This is a genomic window from Shewanella psychropiezotolerans, assembly GCF_007197555.1.
Lineage (GTDB): Bacteria > Pseudomonadota > Gammaproteobacteria > Enterobacterales > Shewanellaceae > Shewanella > Shewanella psychropiezotolerans.
The window spans coordinates 1,516,104-1,540,977 of the sequence record NZ_CP041614.1 but is presented as its reverse complement, the minus strand read 5'-3'; the positions used below and the strand labels follow the sequence as shown (position 1 = coordinate 1,540,977).

The following is a 24,874-nucleotide window of genomic DNA, read 5'->3' as shown; positions in this document are numbered from 1 at the left end:
CTCCAAATAATGCATTAATAAATCTTTAGCCAATCACTAACTCAGCTAAAGGAGCGCGGCATTTTACCCATTCCCGGTGAGATACGCAACCAGCAAAGTAAAATAACCGCCAAAAGGTAACGTTAAGTGGTTTCTAAGCTATCTCTCAGTACGATAAGGCGCTTAGGTGCCAGCAAGCCATCATCATTAATTGAGCCTATACCGACAAACTTATGCTCTTCACCTATAGTGAGGCGCACGAGTTCTCCATCGGCTAACTCACAATTTCCAGGATTCTGTACCGGATTGCCATTCATTAGATAAGGTGCAACAGTGTCGGCTAAGTTGATTTCTTGAAACTTACTGACCGCCGTATCCATGGGCAACAATAACTCATCCAGAATAGCTTTAGGATCTGCACCTTCGGCCTCAGCCTTTTCAACCATTTCATTTAACTGAGTTAAGCTTACGATGCGATCATAAGGGTAGTCTGCAACTTGAGTACGTCTGAGCATTATCACGTGGGCGCCGCATCCCAACATTTCACCGAGATCATCTGTGATGGTACGAATGTAGGTTCCCTTAGAACAATGTATGTCTAAGGTCAGCTCATCGCCTTCTAAAGAGATAAAGTTTAGCTCAAATACCGTGATGGGTCTGGCTTCTCTGGGCACTTCGATGCCTTCACGGGCGTACTTATAAAGGGGCTGTCCCTTATGCTTTAGCGCCGAGAACATGGAAGGCACCTGCATAGTCTCTCCACGGAAATAATCCAGAGACTCAATCAATAAGTCTTGGGTAAAATCCAGGGGACGAGTCTGCACCACTTCACCGTCAGAATCACTAGTATCGGTTCGCACACCAAGTTTAGCCGTGACCAGATAGCGCTTATCCGCATCGAGAAGGTGCTGAGAAAACTTGGTAGCTTCGCCCAGGCATATCGGTAACATACCTGTGGCTAAGGGATCTAAGGCGCCAGTATGGCCCGCTTTATTGGCATCGAAAAGCCGTTTTACCCTTTGCAGGGCAAAGTTAGAGCTCATCCCTGTCTCTTTATCCAAGAGCAAGATCCCATCAATGAAGCGACCACGCTGACGACGCCCCATTAATCCTCACCTTGCTGATCTTTATCTTCACTTTGTTCATCACGATTGGCATGTTTCTGTTTAGCTTCATCGTTATGAATAACGCGCGTTACAAGGTTTGACATGCGCATGCCTTCAACCAAGGATGCATCATAGATGAACCTAAGTTCTGGCATCACTCGCAATTTCATGCGACCCGCGACTAAAGAACGTATGTAACCAGCGGCACTGCTGAGTGCTTCAAGCTTCTCTGCCACTATCTTGTCATCTTCCTCGAAGAAGGTGACAAAAACTTTGGCGTAACTCAGATCACGAGAGACTTCCACATCATTGACCGTTACCATGCCGACACGAGGATCTTTGATATCACGATGCAATACTTGGGCTAACTCTTGTTGTAACTGTTGCCCGATACGGCGTGTACGACTAAATTCTTTTGCCATAATATTTGGCCTTAATATTTTATTCTGCTGTTTGCAGCTATAAACAAAAAGGGCGGCTTTCGCCGCCCTATTACGCTTTACGCTTCTAAGGAGCGAGCAATCTCGATGGTTTCGAAGACCTCTATCTGATCGCCTACTCTGACGTCATTATAGTTCTTCACACCGATACCACATTCCATACCGTTACGTACGTCTGCCACATCATCTTTGAAACGACGCAGTGATTCTAGCTCACCTTCGTAGATAACGATGTTTTCACGTAGTACGCGGATAGGAGCACTCTTCTTGATGGTACCTTCAGTCACCATACAACCGGCAATTGCGCCAATCTTAGGAGACTTAAACACATCACGAACTTCAGCAAGACCGATAATCACTTGCTTGAACTCAGGAGCAAGTAGACCGCTCATCGCATCTCTAACTTCATCGATCAAGTTGTAGATGACACTGTAGTAGCGAAGGTCGACGCTTTCGCTGTCGATAACCTTACGCGCTTGTGCATCGGCACGAATGTTGAAACCTATCATGATAGCGTTCGAAGCTGATGCTAATGTCGCATCAGTTTCGGTCAGACCACCGACACCACGTGCGATGATGTTAACCTTAACTTCATCGGTAGACAGCTTGTTTAGCGAGTCAGCGATAGCCTCGAGTGAACCTTGTACATCGGCCTTAAGCACGATATTAAGTTCCTCTACTTCGCCTTCGGTCATGTTCGCGAACATGTTCTCAAGCTTAGACTTCTGCTGACGTGCTAGCTTAACATCGCGGAACTTACCTTGACGATACAGGGCAACTTCACGAGCCTTACGCTCATCACGTACGACAGTAGCTTCATCACCGGCAGCAGGAACACCCGAGAGACCAAGAATCTCAACGGGGAACGACGGACCCGCTTCCTTAATTGCTCTACCATTCTCATCGCGCATGGCACGGATTTTACCGTACTCAAGACCACAAAGAACGATATCGCCTTGCTTAAGTGTACCTTCTTGTACCAGAACGGTAGCAACCGGGCCGCGGCCTTTATCTAGCTTAGATTCGATGACAACACCAGCCGCCATGCCTTCTTTGATAGCTTTAAGTTCGAGAACTTCGGATTCAAGCAAAATGCCTTCCAGCAGTTCATCGATACCTTGACCTGTCTTAGCCGAAACGCTAACAAACATGTTGTTGCCGCCCCAATCTTCAGACATGATGCCGTGTTGAGAAAGCTCACTCTTAACACGCTCTGCATCCGCATCAGGCTTATCCATCTTGTTGACTGCAACAATCAGAGGCACTTTACCGGCCTTAGCATGTTGAATCGCTTCGATAGTCTGTGGCATAACACCATCATCGGCTGCAACAACCAAGATAACGATATCAGTCGCCTTAGCACCACGAGCACGCATAGACGTAAACGCCGCGTGACCAGGAGTATCTAAGAAGGTGATCATGCCATTGTCTGTTTCAACATGGTATGCACCGATATGCTGAGTAATACCACCGGCTTCACCTGAGGCAACTTTTGCCTTACGAATATAATCAAGCAGCGATGTCTTACCATGGTCGACGTGACCCATGATGGTCACTACCGGCGCACGAGTTACGGCTTCGATGTTACCATCACGATCCGCTAGCACCTGGTGCTCAAGCTCGTTTTCGCGAGTCAGTGTTACCTTGTGACCCATCTCTTCAGCCACTAGCTGAGCGGTTTCCTGATCAAGCACCTGGTTAATCGTAACCATGGAGCCCATCTTCATCATAGCCTTGATGATCTCGGTTGCCTTTACTGCCATCTTCTGAGCGAGCTCAGACACTGAAACAGTTTCACCTATGCTCACATCGGCTTTAACGACAACTGCAGGCTTAGTGAATGCATGGTCCATAGACTCAGGCGCTATGCTACGTGTGTTACGAGAGTTACGGCCGCCACGTGAGTTACGTGAGTTACGGTTATCTCTGCCGCCGCGACGCTTGCCTTTACCTGTAGTGGCAGGAACTGGAGTCGGAGCTTTACGAGGACGACGATCGCGCTTCTCAGCATTAGCATCGGCGGTATCTTCCGCTGCACGAGCTTCTGTTGAAGTGGTGATATGGTGATCGCCAGTCTTCTCAGCCTCTTTACGAGACTTCTCTTCTTCGGCCCAACGCCCCGAGTTCTCTTCAGCTAGTTTACGCGCAGTTTCAGCTGCCGCATTGGCTTCTTCATCAGCCTTAGCTTTAGCGACTTGCTCTTGAGCAGTTTGTAACTTGTCAGCCTCAATTCTGGCAGCTTTTTCTTCTGCCGTTTCGACTACTGGCTTAGCTTTTTCAGCTGCTGCCGCTTTCGCTTTTTCTTTCGCTTCTTCGGCCACTTTTGATTTCTCTTGGGCTAGTGCATCGGCTGCCGACTTCGCATCAGCATCGGCTTTGGCTTTCAGCTCTGCATCGGCTGCAGCTTTAGTCTCTTGTTCGGCATTTGCCGCAGCTTCTGCTGCCGGATCGCGCTTCACAAAGGTACGCTTCTTACGCACTTCAACTTTGACATCTTTAGTGTCACGGCCAGAGCCCACACTTAAAGTTGAAACAGATTTACGCTGCAACGTCATCTTAGTTGGAGTGGCATCGCCGCCATGTTGTTTCTTTAAAAAATCCAGCAGTTGCTGCTTCTCTGATTCAGAAACTGTGTCTAATTTACTTTTTTTAATTCCAGCATCAGATAACTGCTCGACTAATCTGTCTGCAGTTTTTCCTATTTCGCCGGCCAGTTTTTCTACTGTTGTATCTGCCATATGTTCAATCCCCTCTGTTGAGCGAGTTATTCTTCGTCGCCAAACCAACAGATATTACGGGCTGCCATGATGAGCTCACCAGCCTTTTCTTCTGTCAATTCTTCAATATCGATCAAGTCATCAATGCCTTGCTCGGCTAAATGTTCAAGTGTTATCACACCTTTACTTGCAAAAACGAAAGCCAGGTGTTTTTCCAGCCCTTCCAGTGCAAGAAGCTCTTCACTTGGTTCTGCACCGTCGAGTGCTTCTTCTGTTGCCAATGCTCGAGTCGAAATTGCCGCTTTAGCACGTTCTCTCAATGCTTCGACGGTATCTTCATCAAAACCATCGATCTCCATCAGTTCGGCGGCAGGTACATAAGCTATCTCTTCCAATGAAGTAAAGCCTTCATCTGCAAGTACCTGAGCGAAATCTTCATCAACTTCTAAAGATGCAACAAACAGGCTGACTACTTTTGCACTTTCAGCCTGATGTTTTTCCTGCAGATCTTCTACAGTCATTACATTCAACTCCCAACCGGAGAGTTGAGTGGCTAAGCGGACATTCTGACCATTACGACCAATGGCCTGAGCCAAGTTGTCAGCCTCGACTGCAATATCCATAGAATGGCTATCTTCGTCAACGACGATAGAAGCCACATCGGCAGGCGCCATGGCATTGATCACGAACTGAGCCGGGTTATCATCCCAAAGCACAATATCGACACGCTCGCCGTTTAGCTCGTTAGATACCGCTTGAACTCGAGCACCACGCATGCCAACACAGGCACCGATAGGATCAATTCTACGGTCATTCGACTTAACCGCAATCTTAGCGCGAGAACCTGGATCACGAGCCGCGCCCATGATTTCAATCATCTCATCGGCAATTTCCGGCACTTCTACGCGGAAAAGTTCAATAAGCATTTCGGGCTTAGTACGAGTCATGAACAGTTGTGCACCACGAGCTTCAGGGCGAACCGAGAAGAGTAAGGCACGAATTCTATCGCCAGGACGGAAGTTCTCACGTGAAATGAGGTCTTCTTTGAACAGAACGGCATCGGCATTACCGCCAAGATCGACAACCACACTCTCGCGGTTGCTCTTCTTCACGATACCTGTGATCAACTCACCTTCACGGTCCTGAAACTGCTCAACGACTTGAGCTCGCTCAGCTTCACGTACCTTCTGTACGATAACCTGCTTGGCTGTCTGCGTCGTGATACGGTCGAACGTAACTGACTCCATATCATCTTCGACATAGTCACCAAGTTGTATTTCAGGATCTTCATACTGAGCAGCTTCTAGTGTTATTTCACCATAAGGGTTCTCTAATGGTTCACCTGTATCTTCTACAACTTGCCAGCGACGGAAAGTTTCGTAAGCACCGGTCTTACGATCGATTTCGACGCGAACTTCAATCTCACCTACGTGCTTCTTTTTTGTTGCTGTGGCTAAAGCAATTTCCAACGCTTCGAAAATCTTCTCGCGAGGAACACCTTTCTCATTTGAAACCGCCTCAGCGACTAGCAGAATCTCTTTATTCATCCTCTTGCCTCGTTGATTTTTGAATCCATCAAAACTTAGCGATTAGGTTGCCTCTACGGATATTATCCAAGGCAATAATCAGTTCGTTACCATCTACAGAAAGCGTGAGCGTCTGCCCCTCGATCCCTATAACGGTACCTTTTAAATTACGACTACCCGCAACAGGCATAGTCAGTTGAATTTTTACAGTCTCATCGATGTAGCTCCCATACTGCTCAGCACTGAACAGTGGCCTGTCTACACCGGGAGAAGAAACTTCTAATGTATATTCGGTTGAAATAGGATCCTCAACATCGAGCACAGCACTTATCTGGCGACTGGTTTCGGCGCAATCTTCGATAAAGATACCTTTATCATTATCGATATACACTCTAAGTGTTGAATGTTTGCCCGCTTGGATATATTCCAAGCCCCAAAGTCTATGCCCCAATGCTTCAACTGGAGATTTAAGCATCTCTTCCAGTTTTTTTTCTATAGTAGCCAAGGTTACCCCCCGAAAAACAAAAAAGGGCTAGATAGCCCCGGTATAACACTGCAAAAGCAGCATTTTATAAGTTACAGATAACAAAAAACCCCGTAATAACGAGGTCGTTGAATTTAAAACCTGTAACCAATATTAGGCTATTTTAGCCTGATATTGGGAAGCTGGTTGCGGGGACCGGATTTGAACCGATGACCTTCGGGTTATGAGCCCGACGAGCTACCAAACTGCTCCACCCCGCGTCAACTGCTGCAAGTATATTGAGTTATCTCTACACTTGCAATAACAAAGCGAATAAGCTCTCGCTTTATTACTCTCGACCTCAAAATTGAAATCAAAAGTTGGTGCGGATGGGGGACTTGAACCCCCACGAGCTTGCGCTCACCAGCCCCTCAAGCTGGCGTGTCTACCAATTCCACCACATCCGCATGTGACTGACCGTTTTTACATCTTGGTTTAGATGTTTACCACAAACTGGCGTGTCTAACTTACTATCAAGACACCACCACATCCGTATGTGACTGACCGTTTTTACATCTTGGTTTAGATGTTTACCACAAACTGGCGTGTCTAACTTACTATCAAGACACCACCACATCCGTATGTGACTAACCTATATTTTATATCCTGGTTAAGATAACGAATATCTAAATCCGCATGTAACTTTTACATCGACAATCTATATCTATCTGACTAATTTGAGGTTAGCCACAGATTATCTTAATCAGGAATCTTATCTTCCGTCTGTTGTACTTCTTCACTAACTTGTTCAACAACTTGTGCTGCATCGTTAGTTAGATCATTCCAAGCGTCTTCTGACTTGGTATGATTGGCACTTAAATTACCAATAATCAAACTAAGTGCAAAGAAGCCAATCGCTAATACAGCAGTAGAACGAGTTAAAAAGTTACCCGCACCAGATGACCCGAATAGAGTAGCCGAAGCACCGGCGCCGAAAGAGGCTCCCATGTCAGCACCTTTACCTTGTTGAATCAGAATTAGTCCAACTAGACCAATCGCAACCAACAAGTAAACAACCATTAGAACTTCATACATATTATGCGCTCATCGCTATGGAACATAAACTTAAAAACTCGGTTGAATTTAAGCTTACGCCGCCAATCAATCCACCATCTACATCAGGTTGAGCAAAAAGATCTGCTGCATTACTCGGTGTTACGCTACCACCGTACAAAATCCTGATATTTTCTCCAATAAATGGAGACACTTCAGACAGACGCTTGCGTATAAACGCGTGTACTTCTTGCGCCTGTTCTGGCGTAGCACTCTTACCAGTCCCTACAGCCCATAAAGGCTCGTAAGCGATAATTGCATTATCAAAAGCCATGGTGCCATTTTTCTTAATGACTATGTCTAGCTCTTCGGCGATAACTTCAAAAGTTCTTCTCGCTTCTCTAGCTGGACCAGACTCACCGACACATAATATCGGAGTTAAACCATGTTTTTGAGCCGCAGCAAATTTCTCTGCCACTATGTCACTCGTCTCTCCGTACATACGGCGACGTTCGGAATGGCCGATAATCACATATCGACATCCTGAATCTTTCAACATCTGCCCAGACACTTCACCAGTATAAGCACCGAAGTCGTGTTGACTCAGGTTTTGTGCGCCCATTCTGACTAAACAACCATTTAAGGCTTCTTTGTTCATGTCTAGCTGTTGTCGTACGCTTTCGAGATAAATACTCGGTGGACACAAGACCACTTCCGCTGAATCATCTTGAAGCTTGGTAGCAAACTTTTTGAAAAGCTCTTGTGCCAACTGGGCACTGCCATTCATTTTCCAGTTACCAGCAACCATCGGACGTCTTAATGCCATTACCATCTCCTCTGAAAGCGGCGTGAATAATAGCGAACCACTTGTTAAGTTACAATAGCTAAATCGCTAATTTTTTAGATTAATGGTCGGAGCGTTGCTTTTTCCGCCGCCCCAAGCTAATTATTCATCGTTGTGAGTATAAATAGCACTATATAGGGGTAACCATCATGGATGTCCCCCTACTATTTAGCAGTAACCTAAACTAAATTTCTGACTTTATCGGCAATATAATTTGCATGCATAAGGACATCCGCTTCGATATCTCCCTCAACCATGACCCGAATCAAAGGCTCGGTGCCGGACTTTCTCAGTAAAACTCTGCCTCGCTCACCCAATTTAGCCTCGACCTCTAATTTAGCGTCGAGCACTTCTTCTGACTCTAACGGATTATGCTCGCCTTCAAAACGCACATTAACCAACACCTGAGGCAGCATCTTAATATTCTCAGTCAAGTCTTCAAGGCTTGCATTGCGTCTTCTCATAGCGGCAAGCACCAATATCCCTGCAACGATACCATCTCCTGTGGTGCCATGATCTAAGTTCAGGATATGACCTGAATTCTCGCCGCCTATGCGCCAGTCATTCTCTTTTAATAGCTGCATCACGTAACGGTCGCCCACTTTGGAACGCAGGAAGGGAATATCCAGATCGGCTAAAGCCAGTTCAAGCCCTAAGTTAGACATCAAGGTGCCGACTACGCCGCCCTGAAGCACGCCTCTTGATTTAGCATCGCACGCCAAAATATAAAGTATCTCATCACCGTCGATCACACGCCCATGACGATCAACCATCATTATACGGTCGCCGTCACCATCCAGGGCAATACCGAGATCGGCCCCTTCAGCTATTACAGTTTCACAGATTTTAGCCATAGAAGTCGCGCCCACTTCATGGTTAATGTTCAAGCCATCGGGCTTATCACCTATGGCTATCACATCGGCGCCCAATTCACGAAAGACATTGGGTGCAATATGATAAGTAGCGCCATGGGCACAATCGACCACAATCTTTAAACCACGAAGCGTCTGATCGGCAGGAAAGTTACCTTTACAGTATTCGATGTAGCGTCCGGGAGCATCATCGATGCGGGAGACTTTCCCTAACAGGTGCGACTCGACGCAGACCAAAGGTTTTTCCAGTTCACGTTCAATCTCCAGCTCTATTTCATCAGCGAGTTTACTGCCATCGGTGGAGAAAAACTTGATGCCGTTGTCGTAATAGGGGTTGTGGGATGCGCTGATAACCACCCCGGCTTCGGCTCTAAAGGTCCGGGTTAAATAAGCAACTGCTGGCGTAGGCATAGGGCCCATCAACATCACATTTAAGCCTGCCGCCGATAGACCCGCTTCCATTGCAGATTCGAACAGGTAGCCTGAAATACGGGTATCTTTACCTATGATGACTTTATTCGTACCGCTTCTCGACAGAACACGGCCGGCAGCCCAACCCAGTTTCAACGCTAGCTCAGGTGTCATCTTACCTGCACCTACCTTGCCACGTATACCATCTGTTCCAAAAAATTTCTTCACTTTACAACCCCGTTTGTCATCCCATTCTGGGATGAAATTTGTACTAATTTACAGTCTATTTGCTGACTCAAGCTGAATGATGATTAAAAAGACTGGTCTAATCTGGTTAACCACAGCAACTTAGAATCAAATCAAGTGTCGGTAATCATTGCTAGCTTGGAATACGTTTAGACAATCTAAAGTTTCAGCCACATCATGTACCCTTAAAATATTGGCGCCTTTCTGCGCCGCGATCAAGCCGCCAGCCAGACTCGCCGCCAAGCGTTGTTTAGGCTCGCGCTTGAGCAGATTACCCAGCATAGATTTTCTGGATAAGCCGATCAGTAACGGTAACTCTAACGCCTTAAACTCATCTAATCGGTTAAGTAACTCATAATTATGGGATAAGGTTTTACCAAAGCCGAACCCTGGGTCCAACAATATATTGTGACGTTTAATTCCAGCCTCAATACATGCATGGATTCTTCGTTCAAAAAAATCGATGACATCAGCAATGATATCCCGATAATCCGGTGCATCTTGCATAGTATCCGGTTGCCCCTGCATATGCATTAGACAAACAGGCACATCAAGTAGGGCTGCGCGCTCCAAGGCACCTGGAGTCTGTAAGGCTCGAACATCATTAATCAGGTGCGCCCCGGCTTTAACCGCTCGCTCCATGACCTCAGGCTTACTGGTATCGATGGAGATCCAAGCGTCATGATGCTTAGCGATATACTCGACTAAGGGCAACACCCTGCTTAGCTCTTCATCTAGAGTGACCTCGGCTGCACCTGGACGAGTCGATTCACCGCCTATGTCGATAATTTTAGCGCCTTGCGACACCATAGTATCGACATGCTGGCAGGCTAAATCAAAGGAGGAGAATTCACCACCATCGGAAAAAGAATCAGGGGTGACATTTAAAATGCCCATGACCAAGGTTTTATCTAAAATTAGTGTACGTTTACCACTTTCGATTCGAAACACATCAACTCCATGAAAGGTAATAATTTTTTCGATAAGACTCAAGTAAACAAAATCGCAAACACTAAAAACAAGAAAACCCCATAACGGGGTTTTCTTTATTCAGTAATGATAGCTACTTAGCTGTAGATTCGTCGGCATCTTTGATATCCGGCGTCACTTCAGAGTCGGCTTTTTCTTCACTCTCGGTGGAGCTTGCCTCCTCAGTCTTAACTGAATCTCCATCCTTATCATCCTTGCTGGAACCATTATCATCCATGTCCCAATCGGCCGGAGCACGGACTTCACGACGCTGCATCAAGTCTTCAATCATGTTGGCATCTATGGTTTCATATTTCATCAAGGCATCTTTCATCGCATGAAGAATATCCATATTATCATTTAGATATACCTTGGCACGATCGAAGTTGTTATCGATGAGCAGCCTAACTTCGGCATCGATCAGACTCGCGGTTTCATCGGACATATGTTGAGTCTTACCCATGCTACGTCCTAAGAAAACTTCATTTTCATCTTCTGCGTACAAGACAGGGCCTAGCTTCTCGGAGAAGCCCCACTGAGTCACCATGTTACGGGCAATCGAAGTGGCGTACTTGATATCCTGAGAAGCACCGGTAGAAATCCTTTCACTGCCATAGATTATCTCTTCGGCAAGACGTCCACCGTATGCAACAGAGATCTGACTCTCCAGCTTACGTCGAGTCTGGCTGATAGCATCGGCTTCCGGCAGGAAGAAGGTCACACCCAAGGCACGGCCACGAGGTATAATGGTCACCTTATGCACAGGATCATGCTCTGGCACTAAACAACCAACAATTGCATGACCGGCTTCATGGTACGCCGTCATCGCTTTCTCTTCTTCTGACATCACCATGGAGCGACGTTCTGCGCCCATCATGATCTTATCTTTAGCACTCTCGAACTCTTCCATGCTGACGATACGGCGATTGCCGCGAGCGGCAAACAAGGCAGCCTCGTTAACCAGGTTAGCGAGATCCGCACCAGAGAAACCAGGAGTACCACGAGCGATAACACTCGCCTTAACATCATCAGCCAAAGGCACTTTACGCATATGCACTTTAAGTATCTGCTCACGACCACGTACATCGGGAAGACCAACCACCACCTGACGATCGAAACGACCCGGGCGCAGTAGCGCGGCATCGAGGACATCGGGTCTGTTCGTCGCAGCGATGACGATAACACCTTCATTACCTTCGAAACCATCCATCTCTACCAACATCTGGTTCAATGTTTGCTCACGCTCATCGTGACCACCACCGACACCAGCGCCACGTTGACGGCCGACGGCATCGATCTCATCGATAAAGATGATACAAGGTGCTGACTTCTTCGCTTGTTCGAACATGTCACGTACACGAGAAGCACCGACACCAACAAACATCTCAACGAAATCTGAACCTGAGATAGTGAAGAAAGGCACTTTTGCCTCACCGGCAATAGCCTTAGCCAGCAAGGTCTTACCCGTACCCGGAGGACCTACGAGGAGTATACCAGTGGGAATACGCCCACCTAGCTTCTGAAACCTTGTCGGTTCTTTGAGGTAATCGACCAGTTCCTTAACGTCCTCTTTCGCTTCATCACAGCCAGCAACGTCACTAAAAGTTGTCTTGATCTGATCTTCACTCATCAGCTTAGCCTTGCTCTTACCGAACGACATGGCACCTTTGCCACCGCCGCCCTGCATCTGACGCATGAAGAAGATCCATACACCAATAAGCAATAACATAGGAAACCAGGAGATAAAGATCTGGGTTAGGAACCCGGACTCTTCGGCTTCTTGCCCTTTCATACTCACGCCTTTACGATCGAGATCGTTAATCAGATCTTGATCATACATGGGCATGATAGTCGTGAATTTTTCTCCGGTACGTTTCGTCCCTTCAATCGTACGTTGATCGCTCTTGATTTCGACGGTGTTTATCTGACCACTACGAACATCATCTAAAAAAGCAGAATAATCCATCTTCGACGCAGTGGTAGAAGAGGGGGAGTAGCCCTGAAATACAGACATCAACACAACAGCGATGACTACCCAGAGAATTAAATTTTTTGCCATATCACTCAAAATTACTAGACCTCATACAGTCTTGCGATAACAGACGTTAGGGTACTACAACTTGTACCCAGTCGCCACAAGATAGACTTCCCGCGAACGTGCTCGCGAAGAGTCTGGCTTACGTGTTTTAACCGTTTTAAATGCGGCTCTCACCGACTTCATGTACTCTTCAAAGCCCTCCCCCTGAAAGACTTTGACTGCGAAACAGCCATTTGGAGCCATCACCTGATGGCACATGTCTAAGGCTAATTCCACCAGATACATGGCCCGGGGCTGATCGACACCACCGGTACCACTCATGTTCGGTGCCATGTCAGACAAGACCACATCCACTTTCCCATCTCCGACTCGGGTAAGCAAGGCATCGAGTACCTTTTCTTCCCGAAAATCACCCTGAAGAAAGTCTACACCAACTATGGGATCCATAGCTAAAATATCACAAGCGATAACTTTCCCTCTGTCTCCGGCAAGTTTAACGGCAACTTGGGACCAACCACCGGGGGCAGCCCCTAAATCCACCACCGTCATACCAGGGCGAATCAACTTATCTTTCTCCTGGATCTCCTCTAATTTAAACGCGGCGCGCGAGCGCAATCCCCGTTTTTGAGCTAATTTGACATAGTGATCGTCAAAATGTTCCTGCAACCAACGGGAGGAACTCGCTGTTCGTTTTTTACCTGACATTCAACATCCGCAACAAATGAGAGTTACATAAACTGTATATAAGGGTAGAATAGCCGTTTTTCAATAGTAACTCAGCATAAAGTTGGTATAAATGAACTTAACAACCAAACAAAAACAACACTTGAAAGGCTTAGCGCATGATTTGAAGCCTGTAGTGATGCTTGGTTCCAATGGTCTGACTGAAGGTGTACTGGCGGAAATTGATAATGCACTCACTCACCATGAACTGATCAAAGTGAAAGTCGCCTCGGGTGACAGAGAGTTAAAAAAAGCAATTGTCGACGCCATTGTTCGTGAGACTCAAGCCGTACAAGTACAGCTTATCGGTCACGTGCTTGTACTTTTCCGCCAGTCTGAAGAGATGAAAATCGCCATTCCTAAGGCAAAGTAAGCACCTTCTATCGAAAAACGGAGCCAAATTAATCTTTGGCTCCGTTTTTTTATGCCTGTTCTAAACTAGACTAGCTAAGGCGTATCAGAAACAGGCACGAGACGATAATGCTCCGAGTTGAGCTTAAACACCTCGGGAAAACAGGTTCCCACGGATATCGACGACCAGGTGCCGGTCAGGATACCGATAAACATGGCGATGGAAAAACTTTCCAACGGCCCCCCTCCCATCACCCACAGCGCGATGACCGTCATCAAGGTAGTACCACTGGTCACCATAGTGCGGGAAAATGTCGCCTTCACAGCCCTGTCATTGATCTCGGCTATCGGCAAGCCAGATTCCGTTCGCAATCCCTCTCTGATCCTGTCCGCTATGATTATCGAATCATTGAGTGAATAGCCTAATATTGCCAGTACCGCCGCGAGCACGGTCAGATTAAACTCAGTCTGAGTCAATGAAAAGAATGCCAACACGAAGATCACATCATGAAACAGGGCGAGCAAGGCACCACTGGCCAGACGCCATTCGAATCGATAACTCAGATAAGCCATGATGCACAACATGGCAACCAGCAAGGCCAAACCACCTTGCTCGGCCAACTCCTGGCCAATCTGCGGCCCGACTATGCTGCTGTTGAGCACCTCTACCTCACTACTGAGAGGTTGCAATACCTGCTCTATATCCATTGCATGCTGACTGACATCTTCCTGAGTCGATGGCAGACTATATCTTAGTACCCAACGCCCAGGCTCTCCCGCGGAAATCACACTCACCTCCTGCTCAGACGCTAAACTCAATAAAGCAGAGATATCTTTACTGGTCACCTTGCTATCAAGCTTCACCTCGGTGACGACTCCGCCGGTGAAATCCAGGCCCCAATTGAATCCCTTAACCGCAATCACAGAAAGGGACAATATCATTAAGCTAAGTGATATCAGACTACTGAAATAACGTAATTTAGTTAACGTTTTCATCTCTGTAAACTTGGTGTTAACCAGCTTCAAATTAAATAAACTCATGATTACACCCTCACATCACGGTTAAAGTTACGTCCATACGCCCAGTTGATAAGGGCGCGAGAGGCAAAGATGCCGGTAAACATGCTAGTCAGCAGTCCCAGGCCCAGTGTCAGGGCAAAGCCCTGGATCGGACCATTACCGATAGAATAGAGCACAACTGCGGTGATCATGGTGGTGAAATTGGCATCTAAAATGGTACCAAAGGCGCTATCGAAGCCCCTGTCTATAGCGTGGGCGAAATCTCTCCCTAGTTTCAGGTTATCTTTGATCCGCTCGAAGATGAGCACATTGGTATCCACGGCCATGCCAACAGTAAGCACTAAGCCTGCTATGCCAGGCAAGGTCAATACCGCCCCCGGGATCAGGGCCAGTAGCCCAAACAGAATCACCATGTTAGCGATAAGCGCCACATTAGCCACCCAGCCTAAACGTCGATACCAGAAGCCCATAAACACTAAGGTCATCGCCATGCCTAGGGCTAACGCGGCAAAACCATTGACGATATTCTCGGCGCCAAGACTCGGGCCTATGGTTCGCTCTTCGACTATGGTCACCGGCGCTGTCATAGAGCCTGCACGTAATAACAATGCCAGTTGCTGTGCCTCTTGGTAATCTCCGGCTCCGGTAATACTGAAACGATTGCCTAACTGGCTTTGTATCGTGGCAATACTAATCACTCGTGTCTGTTGACTCACCTCGCCTTGAGCATTACGGCTGTATTCACTGTAAGATGTGGCCATGGGATGACCTATGTTGTCTCTGGAAAAAGCCGACATCAATTTACCGCCAGCGCTGTCTAAGCTGATATTCACTTCAGCCCCCCCATCTCACCAATCCCCGCCCTGGCATCTACAATATGCTCACCTCCCAACACGGGTTTGCGCGATACATACACTGGGGTCTGGGAGTCATCACGCAAGATTTTCGCGTTAACGGAACCCGGCGGTTTAACTTCATAGAAAGCCAGGCTGGCGGTTGCACCTATAACGCTCTTCGCTGCGGCAGGATCTTGAACGCCAGGCAGCTCAATACGTATTCTATGCTCTCCCTGGCGCTGCACTACTGCCTCGGTTATCCCAAGTTGAGATATGCGACTACGCATGGTCTGTAAATTTTGTTTAACGGTGAGATCCCGCAGCAGGTCTTTTTCAGTTTGCTTTAAACTGACCGTCAAGATGCCATCCCCGTCCTGTTTCACTTGCCAGCGAGGATGTTGACTACGGAGAAATTGTCGATATTGGTGACTGGTTTCTGAGTTGGCCAGCACTAAGGTGATAATGTCATCGTCCTCATAACGCACTTGAGTACCCATCAACTTTTGCTCACGGGAAAACTGTTTGATTGAATCGACTAAGCTTTCACCATGAAGTCGATAAACGGGTTCCAGATCCACATCCAAGAGAAACTGCACACCTCCCCTAAGATCTAAGCCCAACTTTATCGGTGCAACTCCCAGACTGAGTAACCAGGATGGCGCCGCCGGAGCGAGTGCCAGAGTGAGATGTTCTGGTTTAGCGACTAACTTAGCCAGCAGTTGCTTCGTTTGCGTTTGTTGAGCCTGCTTAGCAAGTACGATCAATGTTTGGCCATCGGCCTGCTCTATACGCTTGATATCTATCCCAACCAGCTGCAGTTGCTTGTGCAGCTCAATCAAGGAAACAGATAAACCCGCCTTATCACTGACTTCAATAGCCGCATCTTCACCAAACAGAGACGGCAGTGCACTCAATAGCATGACGATAATAGTGACGATTAACACCCCATATTTCCATGGAGAGTTATGGTTGAGTAATTTTTTTCTTGTTTGTCTTTTCATAGCGTAATTTGCCCTGAAGGCACCTTGCTTTCTAACGAGTTTTCCCGCTCTTTCTCCCAAGGTTCGCCATTTATACGAATTGGTATAAATGGCTCAACCAAGTACGCGCAGCCCAAAGGATGGCCAATAGGAAGATGCTTCTTGAGAAAGAGAGATTTAGCTGGCTAAGGTTCGACGCCAGCCGATAACAAGTTAGCTAACGGATTTTTGCTGAGAAAAGCGGTAGAGCAGATTCGATTCCTTCCAACCCGAAAGTCTGGAAGGCTTTTCATTAGCATGGAGGGACCAATCCAGACTCCGGACAAAGTCTATCCGATACCCAATGGAAAAAGAGGGACTTGGAGGGGAAACAAACTCATAGGCCAACAGATAGCTAGGCCTTACTTGATGTAGATCGTGTTGAGAAAAACTTAACAGGCGCATCGAGATAAGAGGAACAAACTCTTGCTCACTTGGATCATGATGCTCGAGTCCTGTGTGAGTGCTAGGTGTATCTTGATGCCCAAAGAGAGTGTTCATCGATACACAAGAGTTAGATTTAAATGCTTCCTGTGACCCTGAGTCCTGACACAAGCTGTGGACGGACTGAATAGGGTTATCCTTTTTCATATATTCAGAAGCATTCGCACTCGTGCCGGAGAGAAATATTCCTCCCAGCAAGATCAGCATTAGCCCTATACGAAAAAGTCCCGACACATTAAGCCCCATGATATTCAATATTTTGATTCTAACCAGAAAAACCGAAAAAACAAATTAACAATTAAACATCTTGCAGGCTTCGATTGACAAATAAGTCGAGTAACCGCTCCGGTATCGCATCAAATAGCGAAAGTTAAGCAACAAAAAAGCCGCTATTAGCGGCTTTTTAACATGGAGTGATTTTACACAGGTGTTTCCCACCATTAGCAATGAATGGGATACATATAAGATCTGCTTAGATATACTCTACGGCGATAATCTCATACTCGGTGATACCACCGGGAGTCTGAATATTCACCTCATCATCTAAGCTTTTGCCCACCAAACCACGTGCAATAGGTGAAGTCACAGAGATTAAATTATCTTTGATGTTCGCCTCATCCTCACCCACGATACGGTAAGTCGCTTCAGCTTCGGTATCGACATTTAAGATAGTAACAGTCGTACCGAAAATAATACGACCGGTATTTTCCATCTTAGTCACGTCTATGATCTGCACATTCGAAAGCTTACCTTCGATATCACGAATTCGCGCCTCACAAATACCCTGCTCTTCGCGCGCAGCATGATACTCGGCATTCTCTTTAAGATCGCCAAGCTCTCTGGCTGTGCCTATCGCCTGAGTAATACTGGGACGCTGCTCGAATTTCAGATGTGTTAACTCTTTTCGCAGTTGCTCGGCACCGACAACTGTCATAGGAACCTTATTCATAATCCTCTTTCGTCTCCTTAAAACAAAAGCAGTCTCTATCGGCACATGCTGGGCCAATAAAGTAAAGTATCTCGGGAATAACCTCATTCTATACGTTCATCACCTCAGATGCTATCCCACTTTTCCACATAACTATTTGTCTCAGTCAAAGTCTTAAGTGTGCCGAGGCACAGTCAAGCCAGTATAAATAACATTTAAGTGTCCTAAGTCTCTTAAAATAAAAGAGTTAACTGAACCGAAGGAATTATCACCATCTTGGTGCAATTATAATACTCGTTAATTAGCAATAAGTTAAAACTGCACTACACTTCAATTGATCTATCCAGCTTGTACCTAGAGTCCAAGGATAATCAACTCACTTTATCACCCCATTTAAATCGATGAAGTAGGGTTAAGCTTATAAACAAAAATAAGCAATAATGATAAATAGGGAATGAATATGAAACATCACATTGGATATGCAGTCGCATTGTGCTGCACTCTCACATTAGCCCCACCAACATTAGCCACAGAAGGCTTATCGGCCAACATAAGTGTCACTAATAATTACATCTGGCGTGGTGTAACTCAGACCGATGATAAGCCCGCGGTATCTGGCGGAATAGATTACGCTATGGAGTCTGGCATCTATATAGGCACCTGGGCATCTAACGTCGATTTTGGTGATGATGCCACCACAGAACTCGATCTCTATCTAGGCTTTGGCAATGATTTTGGTGAATTGAGCTATGATTTTGGTTATGTCTACTACGGTTATCCCGACGGCGATGACCTCAACTTCGGTGAGGTTTATGGCTCAATCGGCTGGAGTGTACTCTCAATAGGCATTTCTACCACGGCACATTCTGACTGGTCATCTGACTTTGGTGACGATATCTATTTTGAAGCCAATGTGGCATTTGAAATATTAGGCGATGCCGAACTCGGGCTACACTTCGGTAGTTACGATTTCGATGATGGCCTCGATTATCAGGACTATAACGTCAGCATCAGCAAGAGTGGTTTTAGCTTCTTAGTCAGTCAAGTAAGTGAAGATGAAATAGATGACGATTATAAGGTCGTGGTTTCTTATACCTATGATATCGATCTCTAATCCATATAAATAAACAAAAAAGAGGCCTGAACAGGCCTCTTTTTTAATGCAACACTTTCGGATTAAACGGAGTGTTAATCTCAACAGCTCCTAACCAATCTAAAGCTTAAATTCACGCATTTTTTCTTCCAGGTTAGTCACTAGTTCACTCAAGTTTTCGAGATCTCCCTTACTGAGCTCCGCCTTAGTGGAGATCCTCTGTGAGGTATCGGCTATCTCTGTAATATTTTGATTAATTTCGCCAACCACAGCACTTTGCTGCTCCGAGGCCGTCGCTATCTGCATATTCATATCACTGAGCTGAGACACAAGCACTACCACCTCGGCCAATATCTTTCTGTTTTCTTCACAGGTACCTATACTGGCATTGGCCATCTCATTAGACGAGGTCACCATCTTGACGGTTATCTCAGTCTCATGTTGCAAAGAGTTGATTTTTTCCCGAATATCTTCGGTAGATTTCTGAGTACGTGATGCTAATGTCCTCACTTCATCGGCGACAACCGCAAAACCTCTTCCCTGCTCTCCCGCCCTTGCCGCTTCGATAGCTGCATTGAGCGCCAACAAATTAGTCTGCTCCGCTATGGCCTGAATGACATCGAGCACAGAACCAATTGATTCACTCTCCTGAGCCAGTTTTTCGATGGACTGAGACGCCGAAGCCATTTGTGCGTTTAACTCCTCCATATCATGTTCCAAACGCTCGGCCCCTTGAGTACTCTCCAAACACTTATCATTGGTTTCACGTACCGAATCGGCGGCGCCAGCTGCATTGCGTGCCACCTCCTGGATTGTCGCTAGCAACTGGTTCGTTGCCACCGCCACACTGTCTGCACTGTCTGATTGCAGCATGGTTTGATCGGTCGTTTCCTGGATTTCCTCCATCATCTTACTCGTCGATTGCAACAGAGTCGCGGCCAACTCCTCGACACTATTGAGAATACTCTGTAATTCCTGAAGCAGCTGATTGAATGAGCTCGCTAGAGAAAACAGCTCGTCTTTACCTTGATAATCGATCCTGGTGGTCAGGTCTTTATTCTGAGTGACTCGATTGACCTGAGCAATAAAATCATTGATTGGATTAGATATTCCCCGACCGACCATGAAACCTGCGAGTAGAGTAATAGGAATTAAGATCAACATAATGACACTGATAGTCAACCAGATAGCTGAAAGCATGTCTTCTTTGTCCTGCATCGCCTCGGCAACATCGATCTCACTCAAAATGGCCCATTTAACCCCGGCTATCTGCAGTGGAGCGAATGCAGACAACACTTCAACATTACGATAGTCCATGACAGTTTTAATGCCAGACTGGCCAGATAATGCGAGTCTAGCCCCCTCGCTATCAACCTTTTGATAACCTATGGCTGAGCCACTTGCCTCAATCTTGTCGACTGTATTAGCGTCCATGCCCGACTCTCTGAGCGCCTTAATATAGCCTGTTTTATCATCATGCAAGAAACGGCTCTGACTACGAAGCAAGTTATCATCCCCCACTAAATAGGTTTCACCTGAGCTTCCCAGACCGACCTTGTCCCACTCCTGCTCATAGGTCATCAAACTATTAATCTCATCGATTGGCATCTGAAAAATCAATACACCCAGTTTCTCTCCTTCAGCGGAAAATACCGGTGAGGAGATAAATGCTGCGGCTGCCTCATAGGAGGGGAAATAGGGTTTAAAGTCGATGAGAAAGGTTTCATTTTTATTTCTGGTGTTATTGGCTGCCCTAAAAGCTTGAGCGAGGCCCGTGTCCCTGTAGGGACCATCCATCAAGGAGGTGGCGTAATCCAGCTCCTTAAATACAGAATAGATCACATACCCGGTATCCGGTTCGACCAAAAAGATATCGTAGAAACCGAATGCTTCCAGATATTGATTAAAATGAGGGTGATACTTCTTGTGAGTCTTGCTGTAGTCGGTGCCGTCATTAGCAAACTCTAAAGAATTTTTACTGCCCAATGGATTAGCGTTACCACTGATATAGGCATGCTGAATCGCTTTAGTATTGCTATTTAACATCGAGAGTTTACTCGCCGCACTGCCTACTGCCGACGGATTCTGACTGCGGTATACTTTATCGAATTGATCTGTGTAATACCGCTTCAAAGCTGAGTCATCTCTCATGCTGGTCTGCTGAGCATACTTGAAAAACTCTTGAGGAAGATGATGCATCACGTCGATCACCATCTCATCGTTAGACAGGGTGATCATCTCTTTCTCAATCGTTGAGAAATATCTTTCTACCTGAGATTTTTGAATTTCTCGTATGGCAACAAGCTGCTCAAACGCCCGTTTCTCTAAGGCAACTGATGCGATAGATGAAGACTTCCAACCAACCAGCGACCCTGCTGTAAAAATTCCAATCCCGGATAACAACACCGACGCCAACACGATTTTGCTGGAAATTTTCATGAGCCGCTTACCACCTAAACATGACTAGTCTTTAAAGTTTAGTAGAAATGCGCGAACTCGCTGAAAAGGGGATATTTTAGATCCTGAAACAATAAAAAGGCCGCGAATGCGGCCTTTTTATTAAGTAACGCGTCTTACTTGATGCGTTTATGCAACTCTTGTATCGAAGTCACTGTGTTTCTGTCATCGGCGGCATGTGCCATACACGTGGCAAATGCGGCATTCAAGGTCGTGGTGTAATCCACCTTGTATCGTAATGCACCGCGTCGAAGCTGGCGAGAATCTTCAATCGCCTGACGACCTTCGGTGGTGTTAACAATATAGGTGTATTCGCCATTCTTGATACGGTCAAGAATATGCGGACGCCCTTCATGTACCTTGTTGACCAGACGTGGATTGATCCCCGCCTCGCCTAAGATTATTGCAGTACCATGAGTTGCATCGATTTCATATCCGAGAGCAATCAGGTTCGAAGCCAAGTCAGCTACCCTTTGCTTATCGCTGTCACGAACCGATAGCAAGGCACGACCGGACTTAGGCACGGAGGCGGTGGCACCCAGTTGCGCCTTGGCATACGCTTCGGCGAAAGTATCACCTACGCCCATGACCTCACCGGTAGATCGCATCTCAGGGCCAAGCATAGGATCGACACCCGGGAACTTGTTAAACGGCAAAACAACTTCTTTCACCGAGAAGAAAGGTGGAATCACTTCCTTGGTAAAGTTTTGCGACTTAAGGCTTTGACCCGCCATCACACGAGCGGCTATCTTAGCTAAAGGTACGCCAGTCGCCTTAGAAACGAATGGTACAGTACGTGCGGCGCGAGGGTTAACTTCGATCATATAGATCTCATCATCTTTCACGGCAAACTGCACATTCATCAAGCCAATAACCCCAAGTTCTATGGCCAGCTTACCCACCTGCTCACGCATGCGGTTCTGCACATCTTCACTTAAGCTATAAGGAGGCAATGAACAACCTGAATCCCCTGAATGTACCCCAGCTTGCTCGATATGTTCCATGATAGAGCCAATAACCACAGTCTCACCATCACAGATGGCATCGATATCTATTTCGATAGCATTATCTAAGAAACGGTCAAGTAATACAGGGGAGGAGTTTGATACGCTCACGGCTTCATTGAAGTAGCGACGTAAATCTTGCTCATCGTAGACTATCTCCATCGCACGACCACCGAGTACGTATGATGGACGAACGACTAGCGGATAACCGATACGCTCGGCCGAGATAATGGCACTTTCGACTGTAGTCACGGTATCATTTTCTGGCTGTTTCATCTCCAGACGATGAATCGCCTGCTGGAAACGCTCTCTGTCTTCGGCGCGGTCGATGGCATCAGGACTAGTACCGATTATAGGTACACCGGCAGCTTCGAGTTCACGGGCTAACTTAAGCGGTGTTTGACCACCATATTGCACAATAACGCCCTTAGGCTTCTCGATACGAACAATCTCGAGCACATCTTCCAGAGTCACAGATTCAAAATAGAGTCTGTCGGACGTGTCGTAATCGGTTGATACGGTTTCAGGGTTACAGTTGACCATGATGGTCTCATAACCGTCTTCACGCAATGCGAGAGCCGCATGGACACAGCAATAATCGAACTCGATACCCTGGCCAATTCTGTTTGGTCCGCCGCCTAAGATCATGATCTTGTCACGATTAGATGGGTTCGCCTCACACTCTTCTTCATAAGTAGAGTACATATAGGCGGTATCGGTTGAGAACTCGGCGGCGCAAGTATCGACGCGCTTATACACAGGATGAATCGCATGTTTATGACGTAACTTGCGAACTTCAGCCTCATTGACACCGAGCAGGTCCGACAAACGTAAATCGGAGAAGCCTTTACGCTTAAGTTGGCGCAAGAAGATCTCATTCAAACCCGACATGCCAGCGTCTTTAACCTGAGTTTCAAAATTAAGCAAATCTTGTATCTGTACCAGGAACCAAGGGTCGACATTAGTCAGCTCGAAGATATCATCGAGAGAAAGACCGGCGCGGAAGGCATCGGCAATATACCAAATTCTGTCTGCACCAGGTTCTGTAAGCTCGTGGCGAATTCTTTTCATCGCATCGGCATTTTCGATATCAATAATTGGATCTAGGCCATTCTTACCGACTTCGAGTCCACGCAATGCTTTTTGCAGTGATTCCTGGAACGTACGGCCAATGGACATCACTTCACCAACCGACTTCATCTGAGTGGTTAGACGGTCATTTGCACCGGCAAACTTCTCGAAGTTGAAACGTGGCATCTTGGTAACCACATAATCGATAGCTGGCTCGAATGAAGCAGGGGTAGCACCGCCTGTGATATCATTCTTAAGCTCATCTAGAGTGTAACCAACTGCCAGCTTGGCCGCGATTTTAGCAATCGGGAAGCCCGTCGCCTTAGACGCTAATGCTGAAGAGCGAGATACTCTTGGGTTCATCTCGATGATAACCATACGGCCATCTTTCGGATTGATGCCGAACTGTACGTTAGAACCGCCCGTCTCCACACCGATCTCACGCAGAACCGCAATAGAAGCGTTACGCATCAACTGATATTCTTTATCCGTCAATGTCTGAGCTGGAGCCACAGTGATCGAGTCGCCGGTGTGCACGCCCATGGCATCGAAGTTCTCGATAGAGCAGACTATGATGCAGTTATCATTCTTGTCACGCACCACTTCCATCTCGTACTCTTTCCAACCGATAAGCGACTCATCGATTAGCAGCTCGCTAGTTGGCGACAGGTCCAGTCCTTGAGTACAGATCTCTTCGAATTCTTCTATGTTATAAGCAATACCGCCGCCGCTGCCACCCATGGTGAAAGACGGGCGAATAATACACGGGAAACCCAAAGTTTCCTGCACCGCGAATGCCTCTGCCATCGTATGGGCAAAACCCGCACGTGGACACTCGAGGCCAATGGCTTTCATCGCCTTATCGAAACGGCCACGGTCTTCGGCTTTGTCTATGGCGTCGGCTGTCGCGCCAATCATCTCGACATTAAACTCTTTCAGCACGCCCTTGCTTTCCAGCTCCAGCGCACAGTTAAGCGCCGTCTGGCCGCCCATGGTAGGCAGAATCGCATCGGGACGCTCTTTGGCAATAATATTACGCACAACTTCCCAATGAATTGGTTCGATATACGTCGCATCGGCCATCTCAGGATCTGTCATGATAGTGGCTGGGTTAGAGTTAACCAGAATAACTCGATAACCCTCTTCACGTAGCGCTTTACACGCCTGGGCACCGGAGTAATCAAACTCACATGCCTGACCGATAACAATCGGGCCTGCACCCAGGATAAGAATACTTTTAATATCTGTACGTTTTGGCATTGCT

The 24,874-nt window shown here is 46.7% G+C and carries 18 protein-coding genes, 2 tRNA genes and 1 pseudogene; 2 read left to right on the top strand and 19 right to left on the bottom strand.

The genetic code is table 11. The annotated features are described in order from the left end of the window. Nucleotides 1-122: 122 nt before the first annotated feature. The 13 genes from truB to rlmE all read right to left on the bottom strand — a co-directional run bounded on the left by truB (nt 123) and on the right by rlmE (nt 13,369). On the bottom strand, nt 123-1,085 hold the full coding sequence (gene truB / locus FM037_RS06845; RefSeq protein WP_144045383.1) for a tRNA pseudouridine(55) synthase TruB: 963 nt from the start codon (nt 1,083-1,085) through the stop codon (nt 123-125). Next, complete coding sequence (rbfA, locus tag FM037_RS06840) at nt 1,085-1,507, bottom strand: 30S ribosome-binding factor RbfA (RefSeq protein WP_144045382.1); 423 nt, start codon at nt 1,505-1,507, stop codon at nt 1,085-1,087. Before rbfA ends, truB begins: the two co-directional genes overlap by 1 nt. A 77-nt stretch (nt 1,508-1,584) precedes the next feature. Next, entirely contained in the window at nt 1,585-4,263 is a 2,679-nt protein-coding gene (infB, locus tag FM037_RS06835) for a translation initiation factor IF-2 (RefSeq protein WP_144045381.1), read from the bottom strand. 26 nt (nt 4,264-4,289) lie between these two features. After that, nucleotides 4,290-5,789: a transcription termination factor NusA gene (nusA, locus tag FM037_RS06830; protein ID WP_144045380.1), complete on the bottom strand. Its 1,500-nt coding sequence runs from the start codon at nt 5,787-5,789 to the stop codon at nt 4,290-4,292. Nucleotides 5,790-5,817: 28 nt separating this feature from the next. Then, on the bottom strand, nt 5,818-6,273 hold the full coding sequence (rimP, locus tag FM037_RS06825) for a ribosome maturation factor RimP (RefSeq protein ID WP_144045379.1): 456 nt from the start codon (nt 6,271-6,273) through the stop codon (nt 5,818-5,820). 162 nt (nt 6,274-6,435) lie between these two features. Continuing rightward, nucleotides 6,436-6,512 (bottom strand) — tRNA-Met (locus FM037_RS06820). 100 nt (nt 6,513-6,612) lie between these two features. After that, nucleotides 6,613-6,698, bottom strand: a tRNA-Leu gene (locus FM037_RS06815). Nucleotides 6,699-6,990: 292 nt separating this feature from the next. Further along, nucleotides 6,991-7,326 carry a preprotein translocase subunit SecG gene (gene secG / locus FM037_RS06810; protein WP_144045378.1) on the bottom strand — a complete coding sequence of 112 codons (336 nt, stop codon included), beginning with the start codon at nt 7,324-7,326 and terminating at the stop codon, nt 6,991-6,993. A gap of 1 nt (nt 7,327) precedes the next feature. Then, nucleotides 7,328-8,110, bottom strand: a complete 783-nt coding sequence (gene tpiA, locus FM037_RS06805) for a triose-phosphate isomerase (protein WP_144045377.1) — start codon at nt 8,108-8,110, stop codon at nt 7,328-7,330. 197 nt (nt 8,111-8,307) lie between these two features. After that, nucleotides 8,308-9,639, bottom strand: coding sequence for a phosphoglucosamine mutase (gene glmM / locus FM037_RS06800; protein WP_144045376.1), 1,332 nt, complete (start codon nt 9,637-9,639; stop codon nt 8,308-8,310). A 126-nt stretch (nt 9,640-9,765) separates the two neighbouring features. Next, nucleotides 9,766-10,554: a dihydropteroate synthase gene (gene folP, locus FM037_RS06795; RefSeq protein ID WP_152829337.1), complete on the bottom strand. Its 789-nt coding sequence runs from the start codon at nt 10,552-10,554 to the stop codon at nt 9,766-9,768. A 166-nt stretch (nt 10,555-10,720) separates the two neighbouring features. Then, entirely contained in the window at nt 10,721-12,694 is a 1,974-nt protein-coding gene (gene ftsH, locus FM037_RS06790) for an ATP-dependent zinc metalloprotease FtsH (protein WP_144045374.1), read from the bottom strand. A gap of 45 nt (nt 12,695-12,739) precedes the next feature. Continuing rightward, a complete protein-coding gene (gene rlmE / locus FM037_RS06785; protein ID WP_013052563.1) occupies nt 12,740-13,369 on the bottom strand; it encodes a 23S rRNA (uridine(2552)-2'-O)-methyltransferase RlmE in 630 nt (209 codons plus the stop codon). A gap of 91 nt (nt 13,370-13,460) precedes the next feature. On the opposite strand from rlmE, the gene yhbY reads away from it, so the two are divergent. Beyond that, the gene (gene yhbY / locus FM037_RS06780) at nt 13,461-13,760 is read left to right on the top strand and encodes a ribosome assembly RNA-binding protein YhbY (protein ID WP_144045373.1); all 300 of its coding nucleotides are present in this window, start codon (nt 13,461-13,463) and stop codon (nt 13,758-13,760) included. 74 nt (nt 13,761-13,834) lie between these two features. Here the strand turns inward: yhbY and secF are convergent, their stop codons facing one another. The 4 genes and pseudogenes from secF to greA form a co-directional block, all read right to left on the bottom strand. Then, complete coding sequence (gene secF / locus FM037_RS06775; protein ID WP_407695634.1) at nt 13,835-14,779, bottom strand: protein translocase subunit SecF; 945 nt, start codon at nt 14,777-14,779, stop codon at nt 13,835-13,837. Nucleotides 14,780-14,781: 2 nt separating this feature from the next. Beyond that, nucleotides 14,782-16,595, bottom strand: a pseudogene (gene secD / locus FM037_RS06770) (protein translocase subunit SecD). A gap of 192 nt (nt 16,596-16,787) precedes the next feature. Continuing rightward, nucleotides 16,788-17,291, bottom strand: a complete 504-nt coding sequence (locus FM037_RS06765; RefSeq protein WP_144045372.1) for a hypothetical protein — start codon at nt 17,289-17,291, stop codon at nt 16,788-16,790. A 238-nt stretch (nt 17,292-17,529) separates the two neighbouring features. Beyond that, nucleotides 17,530-18,006, bottom strand: coding sequence for a transcription elongation factor GreA (greA, locus tag FM037_RS06760; protein ID WP_144045371.1), 477 nt, complete (start codon nt 18,004-18,006; stop codon nt 17,530-17,532). 439 nt (nt 18,007-18,445) lie between these two features. On the opposite strand from greA, the gene FM037_RS06755 reads away from it, so the two are divergent. Further along, nucleotides 18,446-19,099, top strand: a complete 654-nt coding sequence (locus FM037_RS06755) for a TorF family putative porin (RefSeq protein WP_227992632.1) — start codon at nt 18,446-18,448, stop codon at nt 19,097-19,099. A gap of 99 nt (nt 19,100-19,198) precedes the next feature. Here FM037_RS06755 and FM037_RS06750 read toward each other — a convergent pair whose 3' ends face one another. Together FM037_RS06750 and carB are read right to left on the bottom strand one after the other, a co-directional pair. Beyond that, nucleotides 19,199-21,517 (bottom strand): methyl-accepting chemotaxis protein, encoded by a 2,319-nt coding sequence (locus FM037_RS06750; RefSeq protein ID WP_144045369.1) that lies wholly within the window; start codon nt 21,515-21,517, stop codon nt 19,199-19,201. 134 nt (nt 21,518-21,651) lie between these two features. Next, the gene (gene carB, locus FM037_RS06745) at nt 21,652-24,870 is read right to left on the bottom strand and encodes a carbamoyl-phosphate synthase large subunit (RefSeq protein ID WP_144045368.1); all 3,219 of its coding nucleotides are present in this window, start codon (nt 24,868-24,870) and stop codon (nt 21,652-21,654) included. Between the last annotated feature and the right edge of the window lie 4 nt (nt 24,871-24,874).

What these genes read in the sequence shown, in the direction of transcription:
- carB (WP_144045368.1), bottom strand. Translation starts at nt 24,870, where the DNA reads ATGCCAAAACGTACAGATATTAAAAGTATTCTTATCCTGGGTGCAGGC.
- tpiA (WP_144045377.1), bottom strand. Translation starts at nt 8,110, where the DNA reads ATGGCATTAAGACGTCCGATGGTTGCTGGTAACTGGAAAATGAATGGC.
- rbfA (WP_144045382.1), bottom strand. Translation starts at nt 1,507, where the DNA reads ATGGCAAAAGAATTTAGTCGTACACGCCGTATCGGGCAACAGTTACAA.
- nusA (WP_144045380.1), bottom strand. Translation starts at nt 5,789, where the DNA reads ATGAATAAAGAGATTCTGCTAGTCGCTGAGGCGGTTTCAAATGAGAAA.
- FM037_RS06750 (WP_144045369.1), bottom strand. Translation starts at nt 21,517, where the DNA reads ATGAAAATTTCCAGCAAAATCGTGTTGGCGTCGGTGTTGTTATCCGGG.
- FM037_RS06755 (WP_227992632.1), top strand. Translation starts at nt 18,446, where the DNA reads ATGAAACATCACATTGGATATGCAGTCGCATTGTGCTGCACTCTCACA.
- yhbY (WP_144045373.1), top strand. Translation starts at nt 13,461, where the DNA reads ATGAACTTAACAACCAAACAAAAACAACACTTGAAAGGCTTAGCGCAT.
- secF (WP_407695634.1), bottom strand. Translation starts at nt 14,779, where the DNA reads ATGAGTTTATTTAATTTGAAGCTGGTTAACACCAAGTTTACAGAGATG.
- truB (WP_144045383.1), bottom strand. Translation starts at nt 1,085, where the DNA reads ATGGGGCGTCGTCAGCGTGGTCGCTTCATTGATGGGATCTTGCTCTTG.
- infB (WP_144045381.1), bottom strand. Translation starts at nt 4,263, where the DNA reads ATGGCAGATACAACAGTAGAAAAACTGGCCGGCGAAATAGGAAAAACT.
- folP (WP_152829337.1), bottom strand. Translation starts at nt 10,554, where the DNA reads ATGGGCATTTTAAATGTCACCCCTGATTCTTTTTCCGATGGTGGTGAA.
- rlmE (WP_013052563.1), bottom strand. Translation starts at nt 13,369, where the DNA reads ATGTCAGGTAAAAAACGAACAGCGAGTTCCTCCCGTTGGTTGCAGGAA.
- secG (WP_144045378.1), bottom strand. Translation starts at nt 7,326, where the DNA reads ATGTATGAAGTTCTAATGGTTGTTTACTTGTTGGTTGCGATTGGTCTA.
- greA (WP_144045371.1), bottom strand. Translation starts at nt 18,006, where the DNA reads ATGAATAAGGTTCCTATGACAGTTGTCGGTGCCGAGCAACTGCGAAAA.